We start from the raw sequence: 20374 nt of genomic DNA on the forward strand, positions 1-20374 counted from the left end.
TTAAAAGCCTTTGAGGGAACTCAAAGGCTTTTACTATAAGTAAGTCTTATACAATATAACACAAGCTTATTACTATATTTAAAGTCTAAGTGATAAAATATAGATAAATAATTAACAAACAAAACATAGGAGGGATTACATGAAAAAGTCACAAACTATTATCGCGGTAGTGATTCTAGTACTGATGGGGGTGTTAGCACAAAATCTAGATACGTCAACTACGAATTTGCCATTATTTTTAATTACTGGACTTATGTTAGGCTACACATTGACAAGATCTAGATATGGTTTTGCTGGCGGGATTAGAAAGATTTATTTTACAGGAGACGGAGCGTTGACAAAAGCATTGCTATTGATGTTTGCTCTTTCAGCGCTTGGAACAGCAGGGATTCACTTCGGAGCAGCTCAAAAGGGAGCAGTTGCAGCATTTAAAGCAGTAGAAGGACAGATGATAATTCCGGGTACAGGCCATGTTCAAATCGCTAGTTTAGCAACTATAATAGGAGGAATATTGTTCGGAGTAGGAATGATATTTGGAGGTGGCTGTGCTTCGGGTACACTCACAGACACTGGTGAAGGAGAAATAAAAGCATTAATAGTTACTTTCTTTTTTGGCATAGGTGGAATGTTAGGAATTGCTCATAGCAACTGGTGGAACGAAAGTGTATTCACAAAAGTAGGTAAGACAGTTTATTTACCAGATGTACTTGGGTACATAGGCTCTGTTGTACTCACGTTAGTGTTACTAGGTATACTCTATATAATAACTATAAAGTATGAAGAGAAAAGAAAAAGAGAAGGCACTTTTGTAAAAGACGAGTTTGAAGAATGGCAAAAACCTATAAAAGCTGATGGGAAATTTAAGCTCTTTAGCAGTACTACTTATCACAATTTGTTTGTTGCAAGATGGCCGTTCATGACAGGTGCATTTATAATGTCGGTACTATTTGTATTTATAATAAATTCATCGGGCGCTAGTTGGGGTGCATCAGGTCCTTATGCACTTTGGACAATGTGGTTATTAGATAAAATTGGGATTGATTCATGGACAAATCCCGCATTGGTAAAAACTTTAGAAACAGTAAGAAATGGTCTATTAAAGGATCCAGTAACAGTAAGAAATTTAGGTATAATATTTGGTTCAAGCATTTCTATGCTATTGGCAGGAAAATTTAGATTTAACTTCCATTTTAATTTCAAAGATGTAATATTTTATGCCATTGGTGGAGTTTTAATGGGTTATGGAGCAAGAGTAGCAAGAGGATGTAATGTTGGAGCATTATATTCAGGTATATGTAATTTTTCATTGTCGGGATGGGTTTTCTTAGTAGCAATTACTTTAGGAGGAATAATAGGATCATCGCTGTATAAAAGAGCATTTTCTAAATAAGTTATTAAGGTTAGGAATATCCTAACCTTAATAACAAAAGCATCTTTTTTTAGATGTTATAAATGAATTAAATATCTGTTCATGCATCTGTAAAACATAATCATTTCTTTGAGCGAAGTAATATTTAAATGACATATCAATATCATCAATAGGGATTTCTTTGAGTAAATTTTTTCTAAGCTCTTTTTTAACAGTAATTTTTGGCAAAAAAGCAAAACCTTTTCCAGACATGACTACCGATTTAATTGATTCTGGAGAATTCGAGGTCAGTATTATATTTAAATCACTTACACTTAATCCACATTTTGATAACTTCAAGTTTAGTATAGAAGAATCATCAAGATCATATTCGCTCAATATAATAGGGATTCTAAGAATGTCAGCAGCGCTTTTTATATCGATATTTTCTTCTTTTGTTATCAGTACTATTTTGTCAGAAAGTATAGGAGTAGATATAATATCTTCAATTTCATTGATGCCGGCAATCACACCTAGATTTATTTCGTGATTTAAAATTTTGCTGATGATTTGAGTTGTATTATCAACATTTAGTTTTACATCTATATCTGGATGTATCTCTTTAAATGTATATATACTGCAAGGCAAGACGTATTCTCCGATATATTTACAAGCACAAATATTTAAAAGCTGTTTGTCTTTTTTCAATTCATTTAAATTTTTTAGTATGCTTTTTTCTAAAGAGAGCATGCTCTCAGCATGATCAAATACGATTTTACCTTCTTCAGTTAGTTCTACACCTTTGTTACTTCTGATAAGAAGGGTAGCATTCAATTCATTTTCTAGGTGTTGTATTTGCATACTTAAAGCAGGTTGTGTAATGTGAAGCAGCTTAGAAGCTTTTGATATACTATTACAATTCACAGTAGTATAAAAAGCTTTTAAATAGTCTAAGTTCATAAAAAACCTCCATTCAAAGACCTGTGTTTAGTCTATTTATTGTATTATAACATATATGAAATTATTTTCAAAAAATTAAGGGGGATGAAGTAAATGGGAAATAAACCAAAAAAAGTTGTCGTAGTAGGAGGCGTAGCAGGAGGTGCTACTGCAGCAGCGAGAATAAGAAGATTATCAGAAGAATGCGAAATAATTATGCTTGAAAAAGGGCCTCATGTTTCTTTTTCAAATTGTTCGTTACCATATCATTTGAGTGGGCTTATAGAAGATCATGAAGATTTAGTAATGATGAAACCTGATGATTTTTATAGTCAATACAGAATAGATGCCAGAATATACAATGAAGTTACAGAAATCGACAGGGAAAATAAAAAAGTAAAAATAAAAAATCTAGTCACTGGCGAAGAATACGAAGAAACTTATGACAAACTTGTATTATCACCTGGAGCAAATCCTATAGTACCTCCATTTGAAGGTTTAGAGAAAGTAAATTATTTTACTATTAGAAATGTTGTTGATGTAGCTAAACTTAATTCATTTTTAACAGATAGTGTATCAAAAGATGTTGTAGTAATAGGCGGAGGATTCATTGGAGTAGAAGTGTGTGAAAATTTAAAACTGGGAGGATACAACGTAACTTTAATAGAAGCGACACCACAGATAATGAATGTTTTCGATTATGACATGGTACAAATACTCCACAAAGAGATGATAGATAATGATGTTAATTTGATAGTAAACGACAAAGTAATGAAATTTGATAAAGATGAAGTAATATTAGAATCAAGCAAAAGCATACACGCAGACGCTGTAGTCATAGCAATAGGTGTAACTCCTGATACAAGACTTGCTGAGAAAGCTGGATTAAAAATTGGGCAAACTCGCGCTATTGAAGTAAATCATAATTTTCAAACATCAGATCCTGATATATATGCAGTTGGGGATGCAATAGAGGCATACAATACCTTAACTAATAAAAGAGCAAGACTTGCTCTAGCTGGCCCAGCTTTGAGACAAGCAAGATCTGCAGCGGATCACATGTTTGGGAAATCAGTTGACAATAGGGGAGTTATTGGATCTTCAGCAATTAAATTGTTTGATTTAAATGCAGCAGTAACAGGGTTGACAGAAAATGCTATAAAAATCAATAATCTAGCTCTTAATTATGATTCAGTAATGATTATTCCTAATGATAAAGTAGGCCTTATGCCAGATGCTAATCCAATCCACTTTAAGTTGATTTTTGAAGTGCCAACTGGGAGGATACTAGGAGCTCAGGCAATTGGAAGAGGAAATGTAGATAAGAGAATTGACATAATAGCAACACTAATAAGGTTTAATGGCACTTTGTATGATTTAAAAGAAATGGAGCTATGTTATGCACCACCTTTTAGTACAGCTCGAGATGTAGTTAATGTAGCTGCATTAGTAGGAATAAATGTATTAGAGAATAATTACAAACAAGTTCACGTATCAGAAGTTAGAGATCTAGTTGAAAGTGGAGCTTATATTATTGATGTTAGAGAAAAAGATGAGTATGAAGAGGGACATTTGATAAATGCAGTAAATATACCATTAAGTGAAATTCGAAACAGAACTAATGAGATACCAACAGATAGACCAGTGTATTTGCACTGCAGATCATCACAAAGATCTTATAATGCACTTACTGCTTTACAACATCTTGGGTTTACAAATCTTTATAATATTTCTGGAAGCTTTATGGGAATATGCTACTATGAGTATTTCAATGATGTAACTACCAATAGAAAGCCTATAGTTACTAAATATAATTTTAAGTAAATAAGAGAAATTTGATGTCGCTAGTTATTATTTAACTAGCGACAAAGAAAGGTGAAATTATGCAAGGAGTAAAAAAATCTCGTTTAAGCAAAATAGATGTTTTTTCTATTGTATTAGGCTCTATCATTGGATGGGGTTCTTTTATGTTGCCTGGCAGTAAATTTTTAATAGAAGCTGGGGTTATAAATACTACAATAGGGATTTTTAGCGGGGCATTGTTCATAATGATAATTCAAGGCAGTTATTACATAATGCTCAAAAATCACGAAGAAGAAGGCGGAGAATTCTCTTACACTTACGAAAACCTTGGTGAAAGATATGGATTTCTAGTGGGTTGGTTTCTAAGCATAGCTTATCTTACTATAATTCCGTTAAATGGAACTGCCTTTCCTTTGGTTGTAAATAAAGTATTTGGAAGTTTGTTTCAATTTGGATATTTGTATGAAGTTGCCGGATATAAAGTATATTTGGGAGAAATATTACTTTCTAGTTTTATTGTTATCTTATTTGCTTATATTAACATCAAAGGTATCAAAGATTCCGCAAGAGTCCAAAACTTGATAATTATGTTACTAGTAATTTTTGTTTTTACAGTTTTTATGGCAACTTTATTAGAGTCAGATAAGCCAAAATTTCTTAATAATTATATAAATAATTATAGCTTTGATATCAGCCAAGTTCTTAGGATATTTGCAATAACGCCATTTCTTTTTATTGGATTTGACAATATCCCACAGATGTTTCTAGAGTTTGATTTTGATGCTAAAAAAGCATCAAAAATAGCAGTTATTTCAATTTTAGTTGGAGCATTGATCTACGCGATATTAAATTTGACAACAGCTTTGATGTTTTCACCTGAAGAAGCACAAAAACTCGATTGGGCGCTAGGTAGAGGAGTTTTAGATAATTTAGGCATTGTATTTTTTATTATGTTGTCAATCGCACTTACAGCAGCAGTAACCTCTGGTATAAATGGGTTTATGATATCAACAAGTAAACTTCTTGGGTCTATGGCAAATTACGATATCATCCCTAAGAGCTTAGGGAAAGTAAATGACACCGATGTTTTTAGAAATGCAATTATTTTTGCAACTTTCATTAGTTTAATAGCACCATGGTTTGGCAGGGAGGTCATACTTTGGATTGTAGACATGTCATCACTTGGAGCAGCAATAGCATATTTTTTTGTAAGTTTTATTTCTAGGAGATTAGCTCCATCTAAAACATTTAAAATAATTAGTATACTAGGAATGATTTCTTCAGCAATAATAGTTTTACTTCTCTTATGGCCATCATCACCAGCTTCGTTAGGCAAAGAATCAATGATTGCATTGGCGATGTGGGTAATATTAGGACTGGTGTTTTATTTTATAGTTACAAAAAGAAAAGCCGCATGAATCATGCGGCTTTAAATTACATTCCTAATACTTCTTCGACAGGTGTATAGTCCATCTTAAATGCATCTGCAACAGATTTATAAACTACTTTTCCGTCTATTACATTTGCACCTTTTCTCAATGGTTCTTCATCAATTAATGCTTTTTTCCATCCTTTATTAGCAATTCTAACTGCATATGGTAGAGTTACATTTGTCAAAGCAAGCGTTGAAGTTTTTGGAACAGCACCTGGGATATTTGCTACAGCATAATGTATTACACCGTGTTTAACAAATATTGGATCAGCATGAGTAGTTGGATGATCTATAGTTTCAACGCTTCCACCTTGATCTATAGCAACGTCAACGATTACACTACCTGGTTCCATTTGTTTAACCATTTCTTCTGTTATTAATTTTGGAGCTTTTGCTCCAGGAATTAGAACAGCACCTACTACTAAGTCTGCTGTTTTAACAGCTTGAGTTAAATTGTAATTATTTGAGTACAATGTTTCAATGCTTCCCATAAACACTTCATTTAGATATCTTAATCTATCAACATTTATATCTACAACAGTTACTCGTGCACCAAGACCTACAGCTCTTCTAAGTGCAGCAGTCCCTACTATACCAGCTCCTACAATAACTATATGAGCTGGTGGAACGCCTGTAACACCGTCAACTAAAACACCTTTTCCACCTTTTGATTTTTCAAGATAAACTGAACCCTCTTGAATAGCCATTCTACCTGCTACTTCACTCATAGGTGTCAATAAAGGTAGAGATCTATCTGGGTTTTGTACTGTTTCATATGCTATCGCAACTACACCTGAATCAACAAGTGCTTTTGTCAATTCTTCATCTGCTGCTAAATGTAGATATGTGAATATAATTAAATCTTTTCTGAAATACTGATATTCTGAAGGAAGTGGCTCTTTTACTTTCATTATCATATCTGCTTTTTCCCAAACCATCTTTGCTTCAGGGAGTATTTCTGCTCCTAGTGCCTTATATGCTTCGTCACTAAATCCTGAACCTAAACCAGCATTTGTTTCAATCAATACCTTGTGTCCAGCTCTAACAAGTGCATCAACTCCAGCAGGTGTCATAGCTACACGATTTTCTTGTGCTTTTATCTCCTTAGGGACTCCTACAATCATTTATAAAGCCTCCTTTAATATTATAATAACGTTTGCTTTAATTATAACATATTTTTTAAATATTTGAAATCAAATAAAAATATTTTGTTAACAATTTATCTTGAAAAACTAATTAAGTAATCTTTCAAGGTATGGTCTGATAAAGCGAGTTAACGATGTAGCGACTACAACACCACAAGCTATGGCAATAGCAACAAAAATTGATTCTACACCAGTGCTGAGAGCATTTGACAAATCGTTATTTAATATATGAAACATCGTATAATATATTCCATAACCAGGGACAAATGGTATTATTCCTGGGATAATAAATAATGTTGCTGGCTGCTTATGATATATTGCCAATATTTCACCTATCAATCCTACGATTAAAGATCCGATTAAAGGTGGCAATATAAAATTTGTGCTAAACTTTTGAATATAGAAAAACACTATCCAACCAATCATACCATTTATGCTTGCCAAAAAAATTGATCTTCGTGGGATATTAAAAATTATTGCAAACCCAAAAATACTAAAGAAAGAAAGTATAACTTGCAATATGAAATTCATAACACACCTCCTAAACGAACGAAAATGAAATTTGCAAAGCTATACCTACGCCAAATGCTAAAGCTATAGCTATAAATATTGCTTCCAATATTCTTGCACCACCTGCTATCAATTCTCCAGATATTAAGTCCCTAATGCCATTAGTTAGAGCTACTCCCGGAACTAAAGTCATTAACGACCCTATGATAATTCGATTATAATCTAGATTGATTCCAAAACTTTTAAATAAAAAATATGAAAGCACTCCGATAGTAGCAATTAAAAAACCACCTATTATATTTTTTATAAAAAAATTAGGCTTAAACTTCGATAGTTTATCTAATATCAAACCCACAGATAGTGAAGCAATAAAAGTTATTATAGTCTCTAAAAAACTACCGCCTGTTAAACCGGTAAAAAGTCCACCAGCTAAACCCGTAAAAAACATTGTAGTTTTTTTTGAAAATTTTGGGATATCAGTTAAGCTCATCAATAATACGTCAAGCTCTTCATCTGTCAAGCTGTTTTGAGTGTATATCCTAGAAAAGGAATTAGCTCTTGATATGGCTTCTAAATCAATTTTAGATGATTGTATTCTTTCTAACCGTGTTATTGAGTCTGTTGAAGACTTTGCACTGACTATTATTCCAGTAGGTAAAACGAAAACATCTACTTTTGAATCTATTTTTGAGGATATCATTCGCTCGATTGTTTCTTCGACTCGGTATATCTCAGCACCGCTTTCTAGCATTATTTTTCCGACACTTATTGCAAGATTAATTACAAAATTTTCATCATTGGTTTTCATATTAACACCTTTCCATAGATTATATTGGTATTTTATCATAAATAATGAACTTTGATAACAAAAGAGGAATTATTTTTTAGCGTAGGTTAAAAAAAGATAATAATCACCGATATTTAATTTAAGTAAATACTGTTATCTTAAGGGGGATTCGCATGCAAATCTTTAATAAATCCATAAGGAAAAAAATTACAAGTGGATTTTTGTTGATCACATTACTAACCATGATACTTGGTTCGTTAGCTATTTGGAGTATATTAGAAGTACAAAAAAACGATGATAAACTCTATAAAGAGAATACAGTTCCCTTAGGAGAATTGGTGATGATTGTGGAGTCCTATCTTTCAATGCAAAGTGAAATAAAAGATGTTTTAATTGTTGGGCAGATGGCAGTGATAGATGAGGCATCTATAGAGAAGAAAAATTCACAATTTGATAAACTCTTAGAAAACTATTCTAAGGCAGCATCCGATCCTAAAGAAAAGGAAATAATCAATGCATTAAAAAGCTATAAAACTGAATACGATGAACTTATGGGTAAAGTAATAAGCTTATCAAAAGCAAATAAACCTAATGAAGCTAGGGTTTTAATGTATGGTCAAGGTGGAGAACTTAACAAAAAAATTACTGATGCGTATACTAAACTAATGACAATTAATGTAAATGAAGCAAGGTTAACTTCTGAGAGCAACGCAAAATATGCACAAAGAGACCTACTATTGACAGTTGTATTATTGGCATTGTCTATAGTATGTTCTGTAGTATTTGGATCTAAGATTTCAAATGACATAACCAAACCAATTAAAGAGCTTGAAAATGCATCATCTTTGATGGCTGAAGGAGATTTTGGATTTCAGCTAAACATTGATTACGGGAATCGCAAAGATGAAATAGCTAATTTAGCACGGAATTTTAGTAAAATGTTTGAGAAAATCAGTTCATTATTAAAAGAATTTGAAACAGCAGTAGAAGAAACCACAACTTCGAGTGATGAATTAACTAACGAGATAGCTTTAGTCTCAGAGCAAGGAATTAATATAAATAACTCAGTAAATCAAATTGCAGCAGGTATGCAGGAAACAAGTGCTTCAGTAGAACAAGTGGCATCTTCATCCGAAACCATAGCTACTAAAGCTAAAGAACTGGTATCAAAGGCACTAATAGGAGAAGAAAAGGGAGAAGAAATTGAGAACCGAGCAAAAGAGATGAAAGACTCAGCTGTAAAATCTAAGAAGAATGCTAGAGAAATATATCTGGATAAGCAAAATTCAATAAAAAAATCGATTGAAGAAGTAAAAATAGTTGAGGAAATTGAAAAAATGACTGATGTAATCTCTGAAATTGCTGGTCAAACAGATTTATTAGCTTTAAATGCGGCAATAGAAGCTGCAAGAGCAGGAGAAGCTGGGAGAGGATTTTCTGTAGTTGCAGATGAGATTAGAAAATTAGCTGAACATTCAGAAGAAGCAACATCGAAGATAAAGCAATTAATTGCAAAAGTAAATCAATCAGTAGATAGTTTATCTACTAGTGCTAGAGAAATTTTAAGATTTATTGATGAAGATGTAACAAATGATTATGATAAGTTAGAAAGTACTGGGAATTTGTATTTTGAAGATGCCTTATTTGTAAAAGAATTGACAAGAGATTTTTCTTTAGCAACATCAGAGATTTCTGTATCTGTAGATGAAATTGGATCATCCATAGAATCTGTTGCAGCAGTCATAGAAGAGTCAAATGCAGCTGCACAAGAAATTAGTTTAGGAAGCGATGAGACATCAAGATCATTGGTAGAAATTGCAAACAAAGCAAAAGAGCAAAAGGAATTGGCAAAAAGATTAAGAGAAATCCTTGGACAATTTAAGATTTAGTTTTGAAAAACTGGGGGATTAAAAATGAGAAAAATAGAAAATAACGATGAAGAAGGCAAAAATAAAAAGACTAAATCTATAAGCAGAAAAATATCAACAGTGATGATTTTGATAACTATATTTTCAATAATACTTGTTGGAGGAATCAATTATTATAACTCATATAATTTATATAAAGAAAAATTAATTGACTCTAGCGAACAAACCCTTGAGTATATAGAACTCAGTATAGATAATTATTTTATAGATATAGAAAAACAACTTCAAGTGTTAGCTAAAGATGACAAGGTTATAAATTTTTTTAATGAGGAAATCACTGAAGAAGATTTCATGATAAAATTAAAAGACTTTAAAGATTTAGATGATAATACATTGACAGTATATTTTGGAGCTTCTGATAAAAGAATGGTTTTGTACCCCAAAGTACCTCTGACAAACTATGATCCTACGATAAGAGAATGGTACACATTAGCCCAAGCAAATAAAGATAAAGTAATATGGGTTAATCCTTATGTTGATGCTGGTACGGGTAAAATCGTTATATCTGCAGCAAAAGCTGTTTTAAAAGACAACTCCATTGTAGGGGTAGTAGGTATAGATATCGATCTAGCAGTTTTATCAAACCAGTTAACTAATCTTGTAATAGGAGATTCTGGGAATATAATAATAACTGACCAAAATGGGGTTAATTTAATAGCTAAAGATATAAATACCATTGGAAAATCAACAATTACAGATTTAAAATTATGGGAAGACATGACAAGCAGTGAATACGGAATTTCGGAGTATGAAGATGCTTCAAATGATAAATATTATGGTGTATTCAGAACCAATGAAAGAACAGGGTGGAAGTTAGCAGCTCTATTACCAGAAACTGAATTAACTCAAAAAACTTCAGTATTGTTGATGAATACGATTATAATAGCAATAATAGCTGTAGTAATAGCAGTTATAGCTACATTGATATTGAGCAAAGATATTAGTAAAAAAGTAAACAAACTTCAAAAATCATTTGAGAAAGCTTCAGAAGGAGCATTAAATATAGATGCAAGAATAGAATCTAAAGATGAATTTGGGGCAATTTCTTTAAACTTTAATGATATGCTAATTAAAATTAGAAACACTTTGAAAAAAGTGTCAGACTCCTCTGGAGAAGTTGTGGAAGCTTCCGATATGATTTTGGGTATGACAAAAGAAGCAAATATGGCTTTAAATGAAGTATCACAAACTATATATGAGATAGCTAAAGGGAGCCAAGAGCAAGCTGAAGACATAGAAAAAAATTCTCAAAACATTATGGAATTTTCAAAGGTGCTTGACGAAGTATCTGACTCAATTGAAAAAATAAATGAACTTTCAAAAGAAGCAGATAAATATAGTAATGATGGGTTACTCAGAGTGGAGGAATTAACAGATAAAGCTAAAAAGACAGAAGATGCCACTAATTTTACAAATGATGTAATAAATGAAGTTAAAAATAATTCCAATGAAATTAACGTCATCACTGATACTATAAATCAAATTGCTGAACAGACAAATTTATTGGCTTTAAATGCAGCTATAGAAGCTGCAAGAGCAGGAGAAGCAGGGAGAGGTTTTTCTGTAGTAGCTGAAGAGATAAGGAAGCTTGCGGAAAAATCACAACATGCAACTAAAGATATTGCCAGTTTAATTAATTCAATGAACGATAGATCGGATGAAGCTGTCTTAGCAATGTCGAGAGCTAAAGTAGTTGTAAATGAACAAGTAGACACAGTTGCAAAAACAAAAGATGCATTTATTCAAATTTTGAACTCTATTAACGCGTTAAGTGATAAAGTAAGTAGCATTTCAGAATTAGTACAAGATTTAAAATCTAGAAAAAATGAGATTTTAGAGAATACACAAAACATTTCAGCAGTGTCTGAAGAAATTAGTGCAAGCACTCAAGAAGTATCAGCTTCCACTGAAGAAATAACGGCTACTACAGCAAGTTTTGTTGAATATGCAGAACAATTAAAAAATATTTCCAATCAGCTTGAAAAAATGATATCTAGTTTTCAAATATAAAAAATTGGAGGATAGTATGGAACAATATATAATTTTCAGCTTAAACAATCAAAGATATGCTATTGACATTAGTAGGATTGACAGAATAATTGATTATAATCAACCAAAAAAGATACCTGAAACTTTTGACTATGTACTCGGTGTAATAAAATATGATGACAAGATATTGCCAATTATAGATTTATTAAAAAAATTATATGGGATAAATGTCACAATAAATACTAAGAGCAAAGTTATAGTTACAACGTGGAAAGACAGAATGTTAGGGTTTTTAGTAGAAGATATTGAAGGTATACAAAGATTTGATTCCAATCAAATTGAAGAAAATCATGAGCAATATGAAATATCAAAAAAATATATTGAAGGTTTTATTAAACTTGAGGAGGATATCATCATCATTTTAGACACTCAACAGCTTTTTGACTATAATCAAGAAAAAGATTTATTAGATTTAGAGGATAAGCTTGAAGATTCGATTGATAAGGAAGAGGAATAATTAATGGTAGAGACTCTAAAAGTAGGGATATCGGATTATAAGATATCTACATCACCAAATATATTGATGACACTAGGGCTTGGCTCATGTGTAGGCATTGCAGTATATGATACTATTCATAAAGTGGGAGGGCTTAGTCATATTCTTTTGCCGGACAGCTCTAGTTTTACAAGAAATATAAAGGACGAAAAATTTGCGAATCTAGCCATTCCAAAGATGGTGATGGAAATGAAAAAAAGATATTCCAATATGAATTTAATAGCTAAGATTGCAGGTGGCGCCAGTATGTTTGAATTTAATATTAATGGAGCTGAGAATGGCATAGGAGAGCAAAATATTTTAGCGGTAAAAAGGGCACTTGAAAGTCTTGGCATACCATTAGTTGCAAGTCATACTGGTGGTAATTCAGGAAGGACGATGATAGTAGATTTAACTGATTTTACAGTGACTATTAGATGTGCAAATAGTGAAATTATTATAATATAAGGTGTTGATCAACATAATGATAAGACTTTTAATAGTAGATGATTCAGCATTTATGAGAAGAATTATCTCAGATATGCTTAAAGATGTTAAAGAAATTACAATAGTAGGGACTGCAAGAAATGGCAAAGAAGCGTTAGAAATGATACCTAAATTAAATCCCGATGTCGTTAGCTTAGACGTAGAGATGCCTATTATGAATGGGATAAAAACTCTTGAAATAATAAGAGAAAAATACAAGATACCAGTTATTATGCTTAGCTCAAATACAAATTCAGAAATAACTATAGAAGCCCTTGAAAAAGGTGCATTTGATTTTATCGAAAAACCTACAAATATCAATGAAAACATTGAAGAATTAAAAAATGACTTGGCAAGCAAGATAATAGCAAGTGTATTAAAGAGAAAAGGAAAAGAAGATTTCAAAACGCAGCAAGTAAAGAAGAAAGTTATAAAAAATAACGATCTTCAGATAAAAGCTATAGCAATAGGAGCTTCAACAGGTGGACCTAAAGCTTTAGTGAGCTTAATAAAAGAATTGCCAAGCGAATTAGGAGTCCCTATTTTTATAGTACAGCATATGCCAGCAGGATTCACCACGTCATTAGCGTCGAGAATGGACATTGAATCAAAATTAAAAGTTGTAGAAGCATCTGATGAGATGGTAATTGAGAAAAATGTAGTATATCTTGCACCAGGGGATTATCATATGACAGTAGGCAATAAAAAAATAAGATTAGATAAACGAGAAAAGATAAACGGAGTCAGACCATCGGTTGATTATTTGTTTGAGTCAGCTGCAGAAGTCTACACTAATAACCTTTTAGGAGTAATTTTAACCGGCATGGGAAAAGATGGATCTACAGGGATGAAAAGGATCAAAGAGTTTAATGGATACACTATAGCTCAAGATAAAGAGAGCAGCACGATTTTTGGCATGCCACAAAGTGCTATTAAGTTAGGTGTAGTTGATGAAATTTTGAGTTTAAATGAAATTTCTCAAAGAATAATAGAGCTATTGAGGTGAAGTTATGGAGAATGAATTCAATTATTTTTATGATTTTGTATATAGAGAACTCAACTTAAATTTAAATTCATATAAAGATGCTCAGATGCAAAGAAGGATACTATCTATTATGAAAAAATCTGGCGCAAAAGATATGATAGAGTATTCTAAGTTGATAAGTAAAGATGAGAAAATTAGAAAGGAATTTTTAGATCAGGTTACGATAAATGTCACAGAATTTTTTAGAAATAAAGATATGTTTGAACAACTAGAAAAAATAATAGTGAATACTACTAGTAAGAAATTCAACAAACTAAAAATATGGAGTGCAGCATGTTCGAATGGTGCAGAGCCATATAGCATAGCTATTATGTTAGATAGAAATAATTTATTAAACAAAGCTGAAATAATTGCAACAGATATAGATAAAGAAGTTTTGTCAAAAGCAAGAGATGGTAAATACAAAGAAACTGAATTAAAAGGTCTAGATAATAATCTTCTTAATAAATATTTTGCAAAAGATTTGGAGCACTATAGAATATCAGAGAACTTACGAAAGAAAGTGAATTTTAAAAGGCATGACTTGTTATTAGATAAATACGAAAGGGATTGTCATTTGATTGTTTGCAGAAATGTGACAATTTACTTTAAGCAAGATGTAAAAGATGAAGTGTATAGAAAATTTAGCGAATCATTAGTAAGCGGGGGAATACTTTTTATAGGTGCTACAGAAGGCATTTACAATCCAAAAGAATTTGGGCTTATGAAGGTGGCTACATGTATTTATGAAAAAATGTGATATAGAGGTGAATGATTAAGTGGACGACAACAGCAAATACAAAGAACTTTTTTTTGAAGAGACAGAAGAGTATCTACAGTTACTAAACGACAATATGCTCAGGATAGAACAAAATATCAATGACATATCTTCTCTTGAAGAGATGTTTAGAGCAGCCCATACTTTAAAAGGAATGGCTGCCACTATGGGATATAAGTCTATGACTGATTTAACTCACAGAATGGAAAGCCTGCTGGGACTTTTAAAAAGTGGAGAGAGCTTCGAAGAAAACAATATTATAAATTTAATCTTTAGATGTTTAGATAAACTAACTGAAATAGTAGAAGATCTAAGAAATGACAAGGACGACACCTATGTAGATGATTTAATTGAAGAATTGGAACAGATTATCAATAGAGATAATCAAAAAAAGGTTACTAAAAAAGAAAGAGAGTTAGAGGAATTTATATTATCAGATACAGATGAAAATGTAATAAAAAGCGCTTATGAAAAAGGTTACAATGCATTTGTAATTGATATATCAGTTGATGATGGATGTTTATTAAAAGGACCAAGAGCGTATCTTGTCATAAATAATTTGGAAAAAACAGGAGATGTAATATATACTCATCCAGATGCACAAAGCTTAGAAAATGGAGAATACGATAAGACATTTAGATTAATCTTATTAACCAAAGAAAATATTGAAGAAATAAGATCAAAAATAGAAAATATTTCAGAAATTGAAAATGTTGAAATTGTAGAAATTCAACCTAATTATTCATCAGAAACTAATAAAGATGCTAAAATTGAAAAATCTCATAACAAAAAAGAAAACAATAGGGCTGAAACTAAACTAACAAGTAGTAACAATTTAAATCAATCAATTCGAGTAGATATACAAAAGTTAGATAGCTTTATGAATCTAGTATCTGAACTTGTAATTTATAGAACCAGACTTGAAGATGTTTCTAAAAGAACAGATATTAGTGATATTGATGAACCTTTAAGTCATGTAGCTAGAATAACATCGGAGCTTCAAGATCTTGTTTTAAAGATCAGAATGCAACCTGTAAGTGTAGTATTTAATAGATTTCCGAGAATGGTAAGAGATTTATCAAAAGAATTGAATAAGAAGATAAATTTGGTCATTGAGGGAGAAGAAACTGAACTTGATAGGACAGTCGTTTCAGAATTAAGTGAACCGTTAATTCATCTAATTAGAAATGCTGCAGACCATGGAATTGAGGCAGTAGATAAAAGGAAAGCATTGAAAAAACCAGAAGAAGGAATAATAAAACTAAATGCTTACCAAGAAGGGAATCGTGTAATAATTGTAGTTTCAGATGATGGAGGAGGTATAAATATTGAAGCCATTAAGGAAACTGCAAAAAAGAGAGGGATAAGCACAGAAAATCTAACTGATGAGGATTTACTACAACTCATTTTTGATCAAGGATTTTCAACAGCAAAAGAGATTACCGACGTTTCTGGCAGAGGAGTGGGCATGGATGTAGTCAAACAAAAAATTAGCTCATTAGGTGGTAGCATCGAGGTAATTAGCGAAATCAACAAAGGCACATCATTCATTATTAAGCTTCCTTTGACTTTATCCATAATACAAGCGCTATTGGTTAAAATTGGAGGAGAAACTTTCGCTATTCCTTTAGGAATAATTGAAAAAGTAATAAAGATTGAAGAAAAAGACATATTAGAATCTCAGCTGAGCGAATTATATATGTATAGAGAAAAAGCTGTACCAGTAGTTAGAGTAAATCAAAAACTTGGATTAAACGAATCAAAAGAAAATGAGCATTTAATACTTACACTTTTAGGAGACCAATACTATGGATTAGTAGTAGATGAGTTGATTGGGCAACAAGAAATAGTTATAAAGAAATTAAATGGGATACTTGGTAAAATGAAAGAATACCTTGGTGCAACAATTCTTGGCAATGGTGAAATAACACTAATTTTAGATGTTGGCAGCATTTGTATGAGATAATTATAAAATTAATATATTTAGGAAGGAAGATAAACAAATGGCAAAAAGAGTACTAGTTGTTGATGATGCAATTTTTATGAGAATGAAATTAAAGGATATTTTAGAAAAAAATGGGTTTGAAGTGGTAGCAGAGGCTCAAAATGGGGTTGAAGCAATTGAAAAGTATAAAGCAGAAAAGCCCGATTTAGTAACTATGGATATTACTATGCCCGAGATGGATGGGATAACAGCATTAAAGGAGATAAAGAAAATCGATTCAAACGCAAAAGTTATAATGTGTTCAGCTATGGGGCAACAATCAATGGTTATGGAAGCAATTCAATCAGGAGCAATTGACTTTATAGTAAAACCATTTGATGTGGATAGAGTATCTCAATCTTTGTCAAAAATTTAGACAAGAGGTGATATAGTGCAAGTTATTGTTTTCAGCCTAAATAATAAATTATTTGCCATACCCACAAATAAAGTGAGTGAGATAACAAAGTCTGTGGCATCTATTAAAGTGCCAAATGCACCATATTGGGTAGAAGGACTTATTAATTTAAGAGGAAATGTTGTTACTTTATTAAACTTAAGTAAGATTCTTTCTATAGATGATGGTTTGTGTTATAATAGCATCATTATATTAAATTATGAAGATGACTTACTAGGATTACTCGTAGATAATGTGGAGCAGGTATTAGATATAAAAGAAGAACGGATACAGATTTTAAAAAAAGAAGATAATCAAAATATAATGGGTATTATTGATATAGATAATAACATAATTAATGTGCTAGACATCGAAAAGTTAATTGGACAAATAGAGAACAAGGCATAGTTGTTTATTTTATTCGTAAATGAGGGATTCACTTGAAACAAGTTCTATCACAAGAGGAAATAGATTCTTTACTTAAAGCTTTAAACAGCGGAGAAATAACGCCTGAAAATGTCACAACAGCAGAAGAAGAAAAAAATAAAATAAAACCTTATGATTTTAGAAGGCCTTTTAAGCTGTCTAAAGATCATATTAATTCTTTATACATGATATTTGAAAATTTTTCCAAAATCGCAGGGAATACTATTTCGAATTTAGTTAGAAACAATGTTGAAATAAAAGTAGTCGCTGTTGAACAAATAAGTTTTGATGAGTTCACTAGATCTGTACCAAATCCTACATTTATGACTGTTTTCAGATCAAAACCTCTAAATGGGAATTTACTTATTGAAATAAGCCCGCAGGCTTGTTATCAAATTATTGAATTAATGTGTGGAGGAACGGAGATAAAAGAAGCTGTGGTTTTGAAGAAAAAAGAAAATTTTACAGATATTGAATTATCAATTCTTGAAGAACTAGCAGCAGTAGTTTTAAATGCTTTTGATCTCGCTTGGGAAGATGTGGTAGAGATTGAATCAGATTTAGAAACTTTGGAAACTAATCCTCAAATTATTCAAATTGCTTCACCTAACGAGCCTGTAGTTCTTATTAGTTTTACTTTTGAACTCATGGAAAACAAAAATTTCATGAATATATGTATTCCCTATATTTCTTTGGATTCAGTAATAGATAAATTGAGTTTTAAAAACTGGTTTGAATCGGATGAAGGCATAACAGAGGATAATAGAGAGCTCGTTGAAAAACGAATAATGGGTGTGCCGATTGAGTTAGGTGTAGAGCTGGGGAAGACTTTTATCACAATTAGAGATTTTCTAAATCTTGAAGAGGGCGATTGTGTAAGACTTGATAGTAGAATTGACGGACCACTTATGATGTTAGTAGAAGGGAAACCGCATTTTTTAGTTAGAGCAGGAAAGATTAATAATAATTTAGCTGTTGAAGTATTACAATATATAGAAGAGGATGTTTTAGAATGAGTGATAATTTTATATCTCAAGAAGAAATTGATGCATTATTAAAGAAAAGTCAAAATAGTAACTCAAACGAATTTACTCTCTCAGATGTTGATAAAGATATTATTGGAGAAGTTGGAAATATTTCAATGTCTACAGCTGCAACTACCCTCTCAACTTTGTTAAGCAAGAGGGTACTAATAACAACTCCAAGAGTATCATGGATTCCTTTTAGGCAAGTAATTGATGAATGTAAAGTCCCAAAAGTAGTGGCAAATGTGAGATTTAAAAAGGGGCCTAAAGGAAACAATTTGCTTATGGTAGATGTTGAAGACGCATCTGTTATAGCGGATTTGATGATGGGTGGAGATGGAAATAGCGCGAAAAAAGAGTTATCTGAATTTGAAATGAGTGCAGTTGCTGAAGCTATGAACCAAATGATAGGATCAGCTTCAACATCGATGGCAACTATGCTTGGTATGGAAATTGATATATTGCCACCAGAAGTATCGCTTTGGGATACAAATGAAGCAAAGGGATTTGGAGATTTAGATCCAGAAATGTATATATGCAAAATTGCATTTAAACTAGATGTAGAGGGAAGCATAGAAAGTGAGATAATGCAGTTATATACTAGAGAAACTGTAGAAGAGATTGTTAAAAGAATGAAAGGTGAAGATGAGAATAAGAGCCCTAATGCTATTAACAACAATGCAGTAACTAATCATGATAATAATAAAAATTTGAATGAAAACACTACTGACAGAACAGAATATACAGAAGCTGTGAAAGAAGAGAAAAAAGAAAAAGTAAATATTAAAAAACCTTCATTTGAAGAATTAAATGTTTCCATAGATGATAAAAAGAACCCTAGGAATCTAGATTTAATTTTAGATGTGCCGCTAGAATTTAGCGTAGTGCTCGGAAAATCTAAGAAAACTATAAGAGAGGTCTTATCATTTGGCAACGGTTCAGTAATAGAATTAGATAAGCAAGCCGATGAGCCATTAGAAATCTACGTGAATGGGAAGCTCATTGCACAAGGTGAAGTTGTAGTAATAAATGAAAATTTTGGGATAAGGATAACAAATATAATGAGTAAGGAACAAAGGCTAAAGGAACTAAAATAAAGTCATGGTTAAACTATGACTTTATTTTTTTAATAACTATTAAATTATTGAAATACAATCCGATAAAAATGTAAAGAGGAGGAATTTTTATGAAAATAAGTAGAATTCAAAACCAAAACATAGTGAATAACATATATAAAGATAATGAAAAAAAGGCGCATACTAAAGAAGAAAAAGCAACTAAAGCTGTAGACATAGAGATTTCTGACTCTGCCAAAAAGTTAACCAGCAGGATAAATACTGCATCAAACGTAGATTATAGTGAAAAAGTTGAAAGAATAAGAAAACAGATTTTAGATGGAGTATATAAAGTTGAGCCTGAAAAAATAGCTGAAAAAATAATTTATGCCATGGACACACAGAAAGAAAGTGGAATAAATGAATAGTTTTAAAGAAATAACAAAAATATTAGAAAACCTTAAGAAAATTTTATTAATAGAAAAAGATGCATTGATTAATGATAAAGCAAATATAATTGAATCGGTTTTAGATGAAAAAACAAAGTTAATAAATGAATTAGGTTTGTATGATATAACGAACATTGAGACTGATATAGAAGTCAAAAATTTAATTTTCGAAGTGTTAGAGTTGCAAAAAACCAATCAAATGTTAACAAAACAGGCGCTGAGTTACCAAAAAAATCTTATGGAAAACATAGCAAAAGTTTTATCCAAAGGCAACACATACAAGAAAAATGGGTTAGAAAAACAAGATATTTCAACATTTATCGATGAAACAGTATAG

Annotated in this window: 20 protein-coding genes; 16 read left to right on the forward strand and 4 right to left on the reverse strand. The window is 31.6% G+C overall.

Features of this window, described 5'->3' with window-relative positions:
- Window positions 1-139 precede the first annotated feature (139 nt).
- Window positions 140-1390: a YeeE/YedE family protein gene (locus E4100_RS06385; protein ID WP_135271202.1), complete on the forward strand. Its 1251-nt coding sequence runs from the start codon at window positions 140-142 to the stop codon at window positions 1388-1390.
- A gap of 27 nt (window positions 1391-1417) precedes the next feature.
- On the opposite strand, the gene E4100_RS06390 is transcribed toward E4100_RS06385, so the two are convergent.
- Window positions 1418-2308, reverse strand: coding sequence for a LysR family transcriptional regulator (locus tag E4100_RS06390; RefSeq protein WP_135271203.1), 891 nt, complete (start codon window positions 2306-2308; stop codon window positions 1418-1420).
- 93 nt (window positions 2309-2401) lie between these two features.
- Here E4100_RS06390 and E4100_RS06395 point away from each other — a divergent pair, with 93 nt between their 5' ends.
- A complete protein-coding gene (locus E4100_RS06395) occupies window positions 2402-4111 on the forward strand; it encodes an FAD-dependent oxidoreductase (protein WP_135271204.1) in 1710 nt (569 codons plus the stop codon).
- A 59-nt stretch (window positions 4112-4170) separates the two neighbouring features.
- Window positions 4171-5508: an APC family permease gene (locus tag E4100_RS06400; protein ID WP_135271205.1), complete on the forward strand. Its 1338-nt coding sequence runs from the start codon at window positions 4171-4173 to the stop codon at window positions 5506-5508.
- A gap of 16 nt (window positions 5509-5524) precedes the next feature.
- Here the strand turns inward: E4100_RS06400 and ald are convergent, their stop codons facing one another.
- The 3 genes from ald to E4100_RS06415 form a co-directional block, all read right to left on the reverse strand.
- Window positions 5525-6646, reverse strand: coding sequence for an alanine dehydrogenase (gene ald / locus E4100_RS06405; protein WP_135271206.1), 1122 nt, complete (start codon window positions 6644-6646; stop codon window positions 5525-5527).
- A gap of 108 nt (window positions 6647-6754) precedes the next feature.
- Complete coding sequence (locus E4100_RS06410; RefSeq protein WP_135271207.1) at window positions 6755-7198, reverse strand: threonine/serine exporter family protein; 444 nt, start codon at window positions 7196-7198, stop codon at window positions 6755-6757.
- Window positions 7199-7208: 10 nt separating this feature from the next.
- Window positions 7209-7985 carry a threonine/serine exporter family protein gene (locus E4100_RS06415; protein WP_167792094.1) on the reverse strand — a complete coding sequence of 259 codons (777 nt, stop codon included), beginning with the start codon at window positions 7983-7985 and terminating at the stop codon, window positions 7209-7211.
- Between the two features lie 152 nt (window positions 7986-8137).
- On the opposite strand from E4100_RS06415, the gene E4100_RS06420 reads away from it, so the two are divergent.
- The 13 genes from E4100_RS06420 (at window position 8138) to E4100_RS06480 (ending at window position 20374) form a co-directional block, all read left to right on the forward strand.
- Window positions 8138-9853, forward strand: a complete 1716-nt coding sequence (locus E4100_RS06420; protein WP_135271209.1) for a methyl-accepting chemotaxis protein — start codon at window positions 8138-8140, stop codon at window positions 9851-9853.
- Window positions 9854-9877: 24 nt separating this feature from the next.
- Entirely contained in the window at window positions 9878-11902 is a 2025-nt protein-coding gene (locus E4100_RS06425) for a methyl-accepting chemotaxis protein (RefSeq protein ID WP_135271210.1), read from the forward strand.
- Between the two features lie 16 nt (window positions 11903-11918).
- Window positions 11919-12398, forward strand: coding sequence for a chemotaxis protein CheW (locus E4100_RS06430; protein ID WP_135271211.1), 480 nt, complete (start codon window positions 11919-11921; stop codon window positions 12396-12398).
- A 3-nt stretch (window positions 12399-12401) separates the two neighbouring features.
- The gene (locus E4100_RS06435; protein ID WP_135271212.1) at window positions 12402-12884 is read left to right on the forward strand and encodes a chemotaxis protein CheD; all 483 of its coding nucleotides are present in this window, start codon (window positions 12402-12404) and stop codon (window positions 12882-12884) included.
- Between the two features lie 16 nt (window positions 12885-12900).
- Window positions 12901-13908, forward strand: coding sequence for a protein-glutamate methylesterase/protein-glutamine glutaminase (locus tag E4100_RS06440; protein ID WP_209315298.1), 1008 nt, complete (start codon window positions 12901-12903; stop codon window positions 13906-13908).
- A gap of 4 nt (window positions 13909-13912) precedes the next feature.
- On the forward strand, window positions 13913-14686 hold the full coding sequence (locus E4100_RS06445) for a CheR family methyltransferase (protein WP_135271213.1): 774 nt from the start codon (window positions 13913-13915) through the stop codon (window positions 14684-14686).
- A gap of 19 nt (window positions 14687-14705) precedes the next feature.
- Window positions 14706-16670: a chemotaxis protein CheA gene (locus E4100_RS06450; RefSeq protein ID WP_135271214.1), complete on the forward strand. Its 1965-nt coding sequence runs from the start codon at window positions 14706-14708 to the stop codon at window positions 16668-16670.
- A 37-nt stretch (window positions 16671-16707) separates the two neighbouring features.
- Window positions 16708-17064: a response regulator gene (locus E4100_RS06455; RefSeq protein WP_135271215.1), complete on the forward strand. Its 357-nt coding sequence runs from the start codon at window positions 16708-16710 to the stop codon at window positions 17062-17064.
- A 15-nt stretch (window positions 17065-17079) separates the two neighbouring features.
- Window positions 17080-17490 carry a chemotaxis protein CheW gene (locus E4100_RS06460; RefSeq protein ID WP_167792095.1) on the forward strand — a complete coding sequence of 137 codons (411 nt, stop codon included), beginning with the start codon at window positions 17080-17082 and terminating at the stop codon, window positions 17488-17490.
- 32 nt (window positions 17491-17522) lie between these two features.
- Entirely contained in the window at window positions 17523-18524 is a 1002-nt protein-coding gene (gene fliM / locus E4100_RS06465; RefSeq protein ID WP_135271217.1) for a flagellar motor switch protein FliM, read from the forward strand.
- Window positions 18521-19630 carry a flagellar motor switch phosphatase FliY gene (gene fliY / locus E4100_RS06470; protein WP_135271218.1) on the forward strand — a complete coding sequence of 370 codons (1110 nt, stop codon included), beginning with the start codon at window positions 18521-18523 and terminating at the stop codon, window positions 19628-19630. Before fliM ends, fliY begins: the two co-directional genes overlap by 4 nt.
- Before the next feature lie 89 nt (window positions 19631-19719).
- Window positions 19720-20016, forward strand: coding sequence for a flagellar biosynthesis anti-sigma factor FlgM (gene flgM, locus E4100_RS06475; RefSeq protein WP_135271219.1), 297 nt, complete (start codon window positions 19720-19722; stop codon window positions 20014-20016).
- Window positions 20009-20374, forward strand: coding sequence for a hypothetical protein (locus E4100_RS06480; protein ID WP_135271220.1), 366 nt, complete (start codon window positions 20009-20011; stop codon window positions 20372-20374). The genes flgM and E4100_RS06480 overlap by 8 nt, the downstream gene beginning before the upstream one ends.

The sequence above is a fragment of the Soehngenia longivitae genome (assembly GCF_004684055.1).
Lineage (GTDB): Bacteria > Bacillota > Clostridia > Tissierellales > Tissierellaceae > Soehngenia > Soehngenia longivitae.

What these genes read in the sequence shown, in the direction of transcription:
- E4100_RS06425 (WP_135271210.1), top strand. Translation starts at nt 9,878, where the DNA reads ATGAGAAAAATAGAAAATAACGATGAAGAAGGCAAAAATAAAAAGACT.
- E4100_RS06400 (WP_135271205.1), top strand. Translation starts at nt 4,171, where the DNA reads ATGCAAGGAGTAAAAAAATCTCGTTTAAGCAAAATAGATGTTTTTTCT.
- E4100_RS06435 (WP_135271212.1), top strand. Translation starts at nt 12,402, where the DNA reads ATGGTAGAGACTCTAAAAGTAGGGATATCGGATTATAAGATATCTACA.
- E4100_RS06415 (WP_167792094.1), bottom strand. Translation starts at nt 7,985, where the DNA reads ATGAAAACCAATGATGAAAATTTTGTAATTAATCTTGCAATAAGTGTC.
- E4100_RS06420 (WP_135271209.1), top strand. Translation starts at nt 8,138, where the DNA reads ATGCAAATCTTTAATAAATCCATAAGGAAAAAAATTACAAGTGGATTT.
- E4100_RS06480 (WP_135271220.1), top strand. Translation starts at nt 20,009, where the DNA reads ATGAATAGTTTTAAAGAAATAACAAAAATATTAGAAAACCTTAAGAAA.
- E4100_RS06455 (WP_135271215.1), top strand. Translation starts at nt 16,708, where the DNA reads ATGGCAAAAAGAGTACTAGTTGTTGATGATGCAATTTTTATGAGAATG.
- E4100_RS06430 (WP_135271211.1), top strand. Translation starts at nt 11,919, where the DNA reads ATGGAACAATATATAATTTTCAGCTTAAACAATCAAAGATATGCTATT.
- E4100_RS06410 (WP_135271207.1), bottom strand. Translation starts at nt 7,198, where the DNA reads ATGAATTTCATATTGCAAGTTATACTTTCTTTCTTTAGTATTTTTGGG.
- E4100_RS06390 (WP_135271203.1), bottom strand. Translation starts at nt 2,308, where the DNA reads ATGAACTTAGACTATTTAAAAGCTTTTTATACTACTGTGAATTGTAAT.
- fliY (WP_135271218.1), top strand. Translation starts at nt 18,521, where the DNA reads ATGAGTGATAATTTTATATCTCAAGAAGAAATTGATGCATTATTAAAG.
- E4100_RS06395 (WP_135271204.1), top strand. Translation starts at nt 2,402, where the DNA reads ATGGGAAATAAACCAAAAAAAGTTGTCGTAGTAGGAGGCGTAGCAGGA.
- E4100_RS06445 (WP_135271213.1), top strand. Translation starts at nt 13,913, where the DNA reads ATGGAGAATGAATTCAATTATTTTTATGATTTTGTATATAGAGAACTC.
- E4100_RS06440 (WP_209315298.1), top strand. Translation starts at nt 12,901, where the DNA reads ATGATAAGACTTTTAATAGTAGATGATTCAGCATTTATGAGAAGAATT.
- flgM (WP_135271219.1), top strand. Translation starts at nt 19,720, where the DNA reads ATGAAAATAAGTAGAATTCAAAACCAAAACATAGTGAATAACATATAT.
- ald (WP_135271206.1), bottom strand. Translation starts at nt 6,646, where the DNA reads ATGATTGTAGGAGTCCCTAAGGAGATAAAAGCACAAGAAAATCGTGTA.
- E4100_RS06385 (WP_135271202.1), top strand. Translation starts at nt 140, where the DNA reads ATGAAAAAGTCACAAACTATTATCGCGGTAGTGATTCTAGTACTGATG.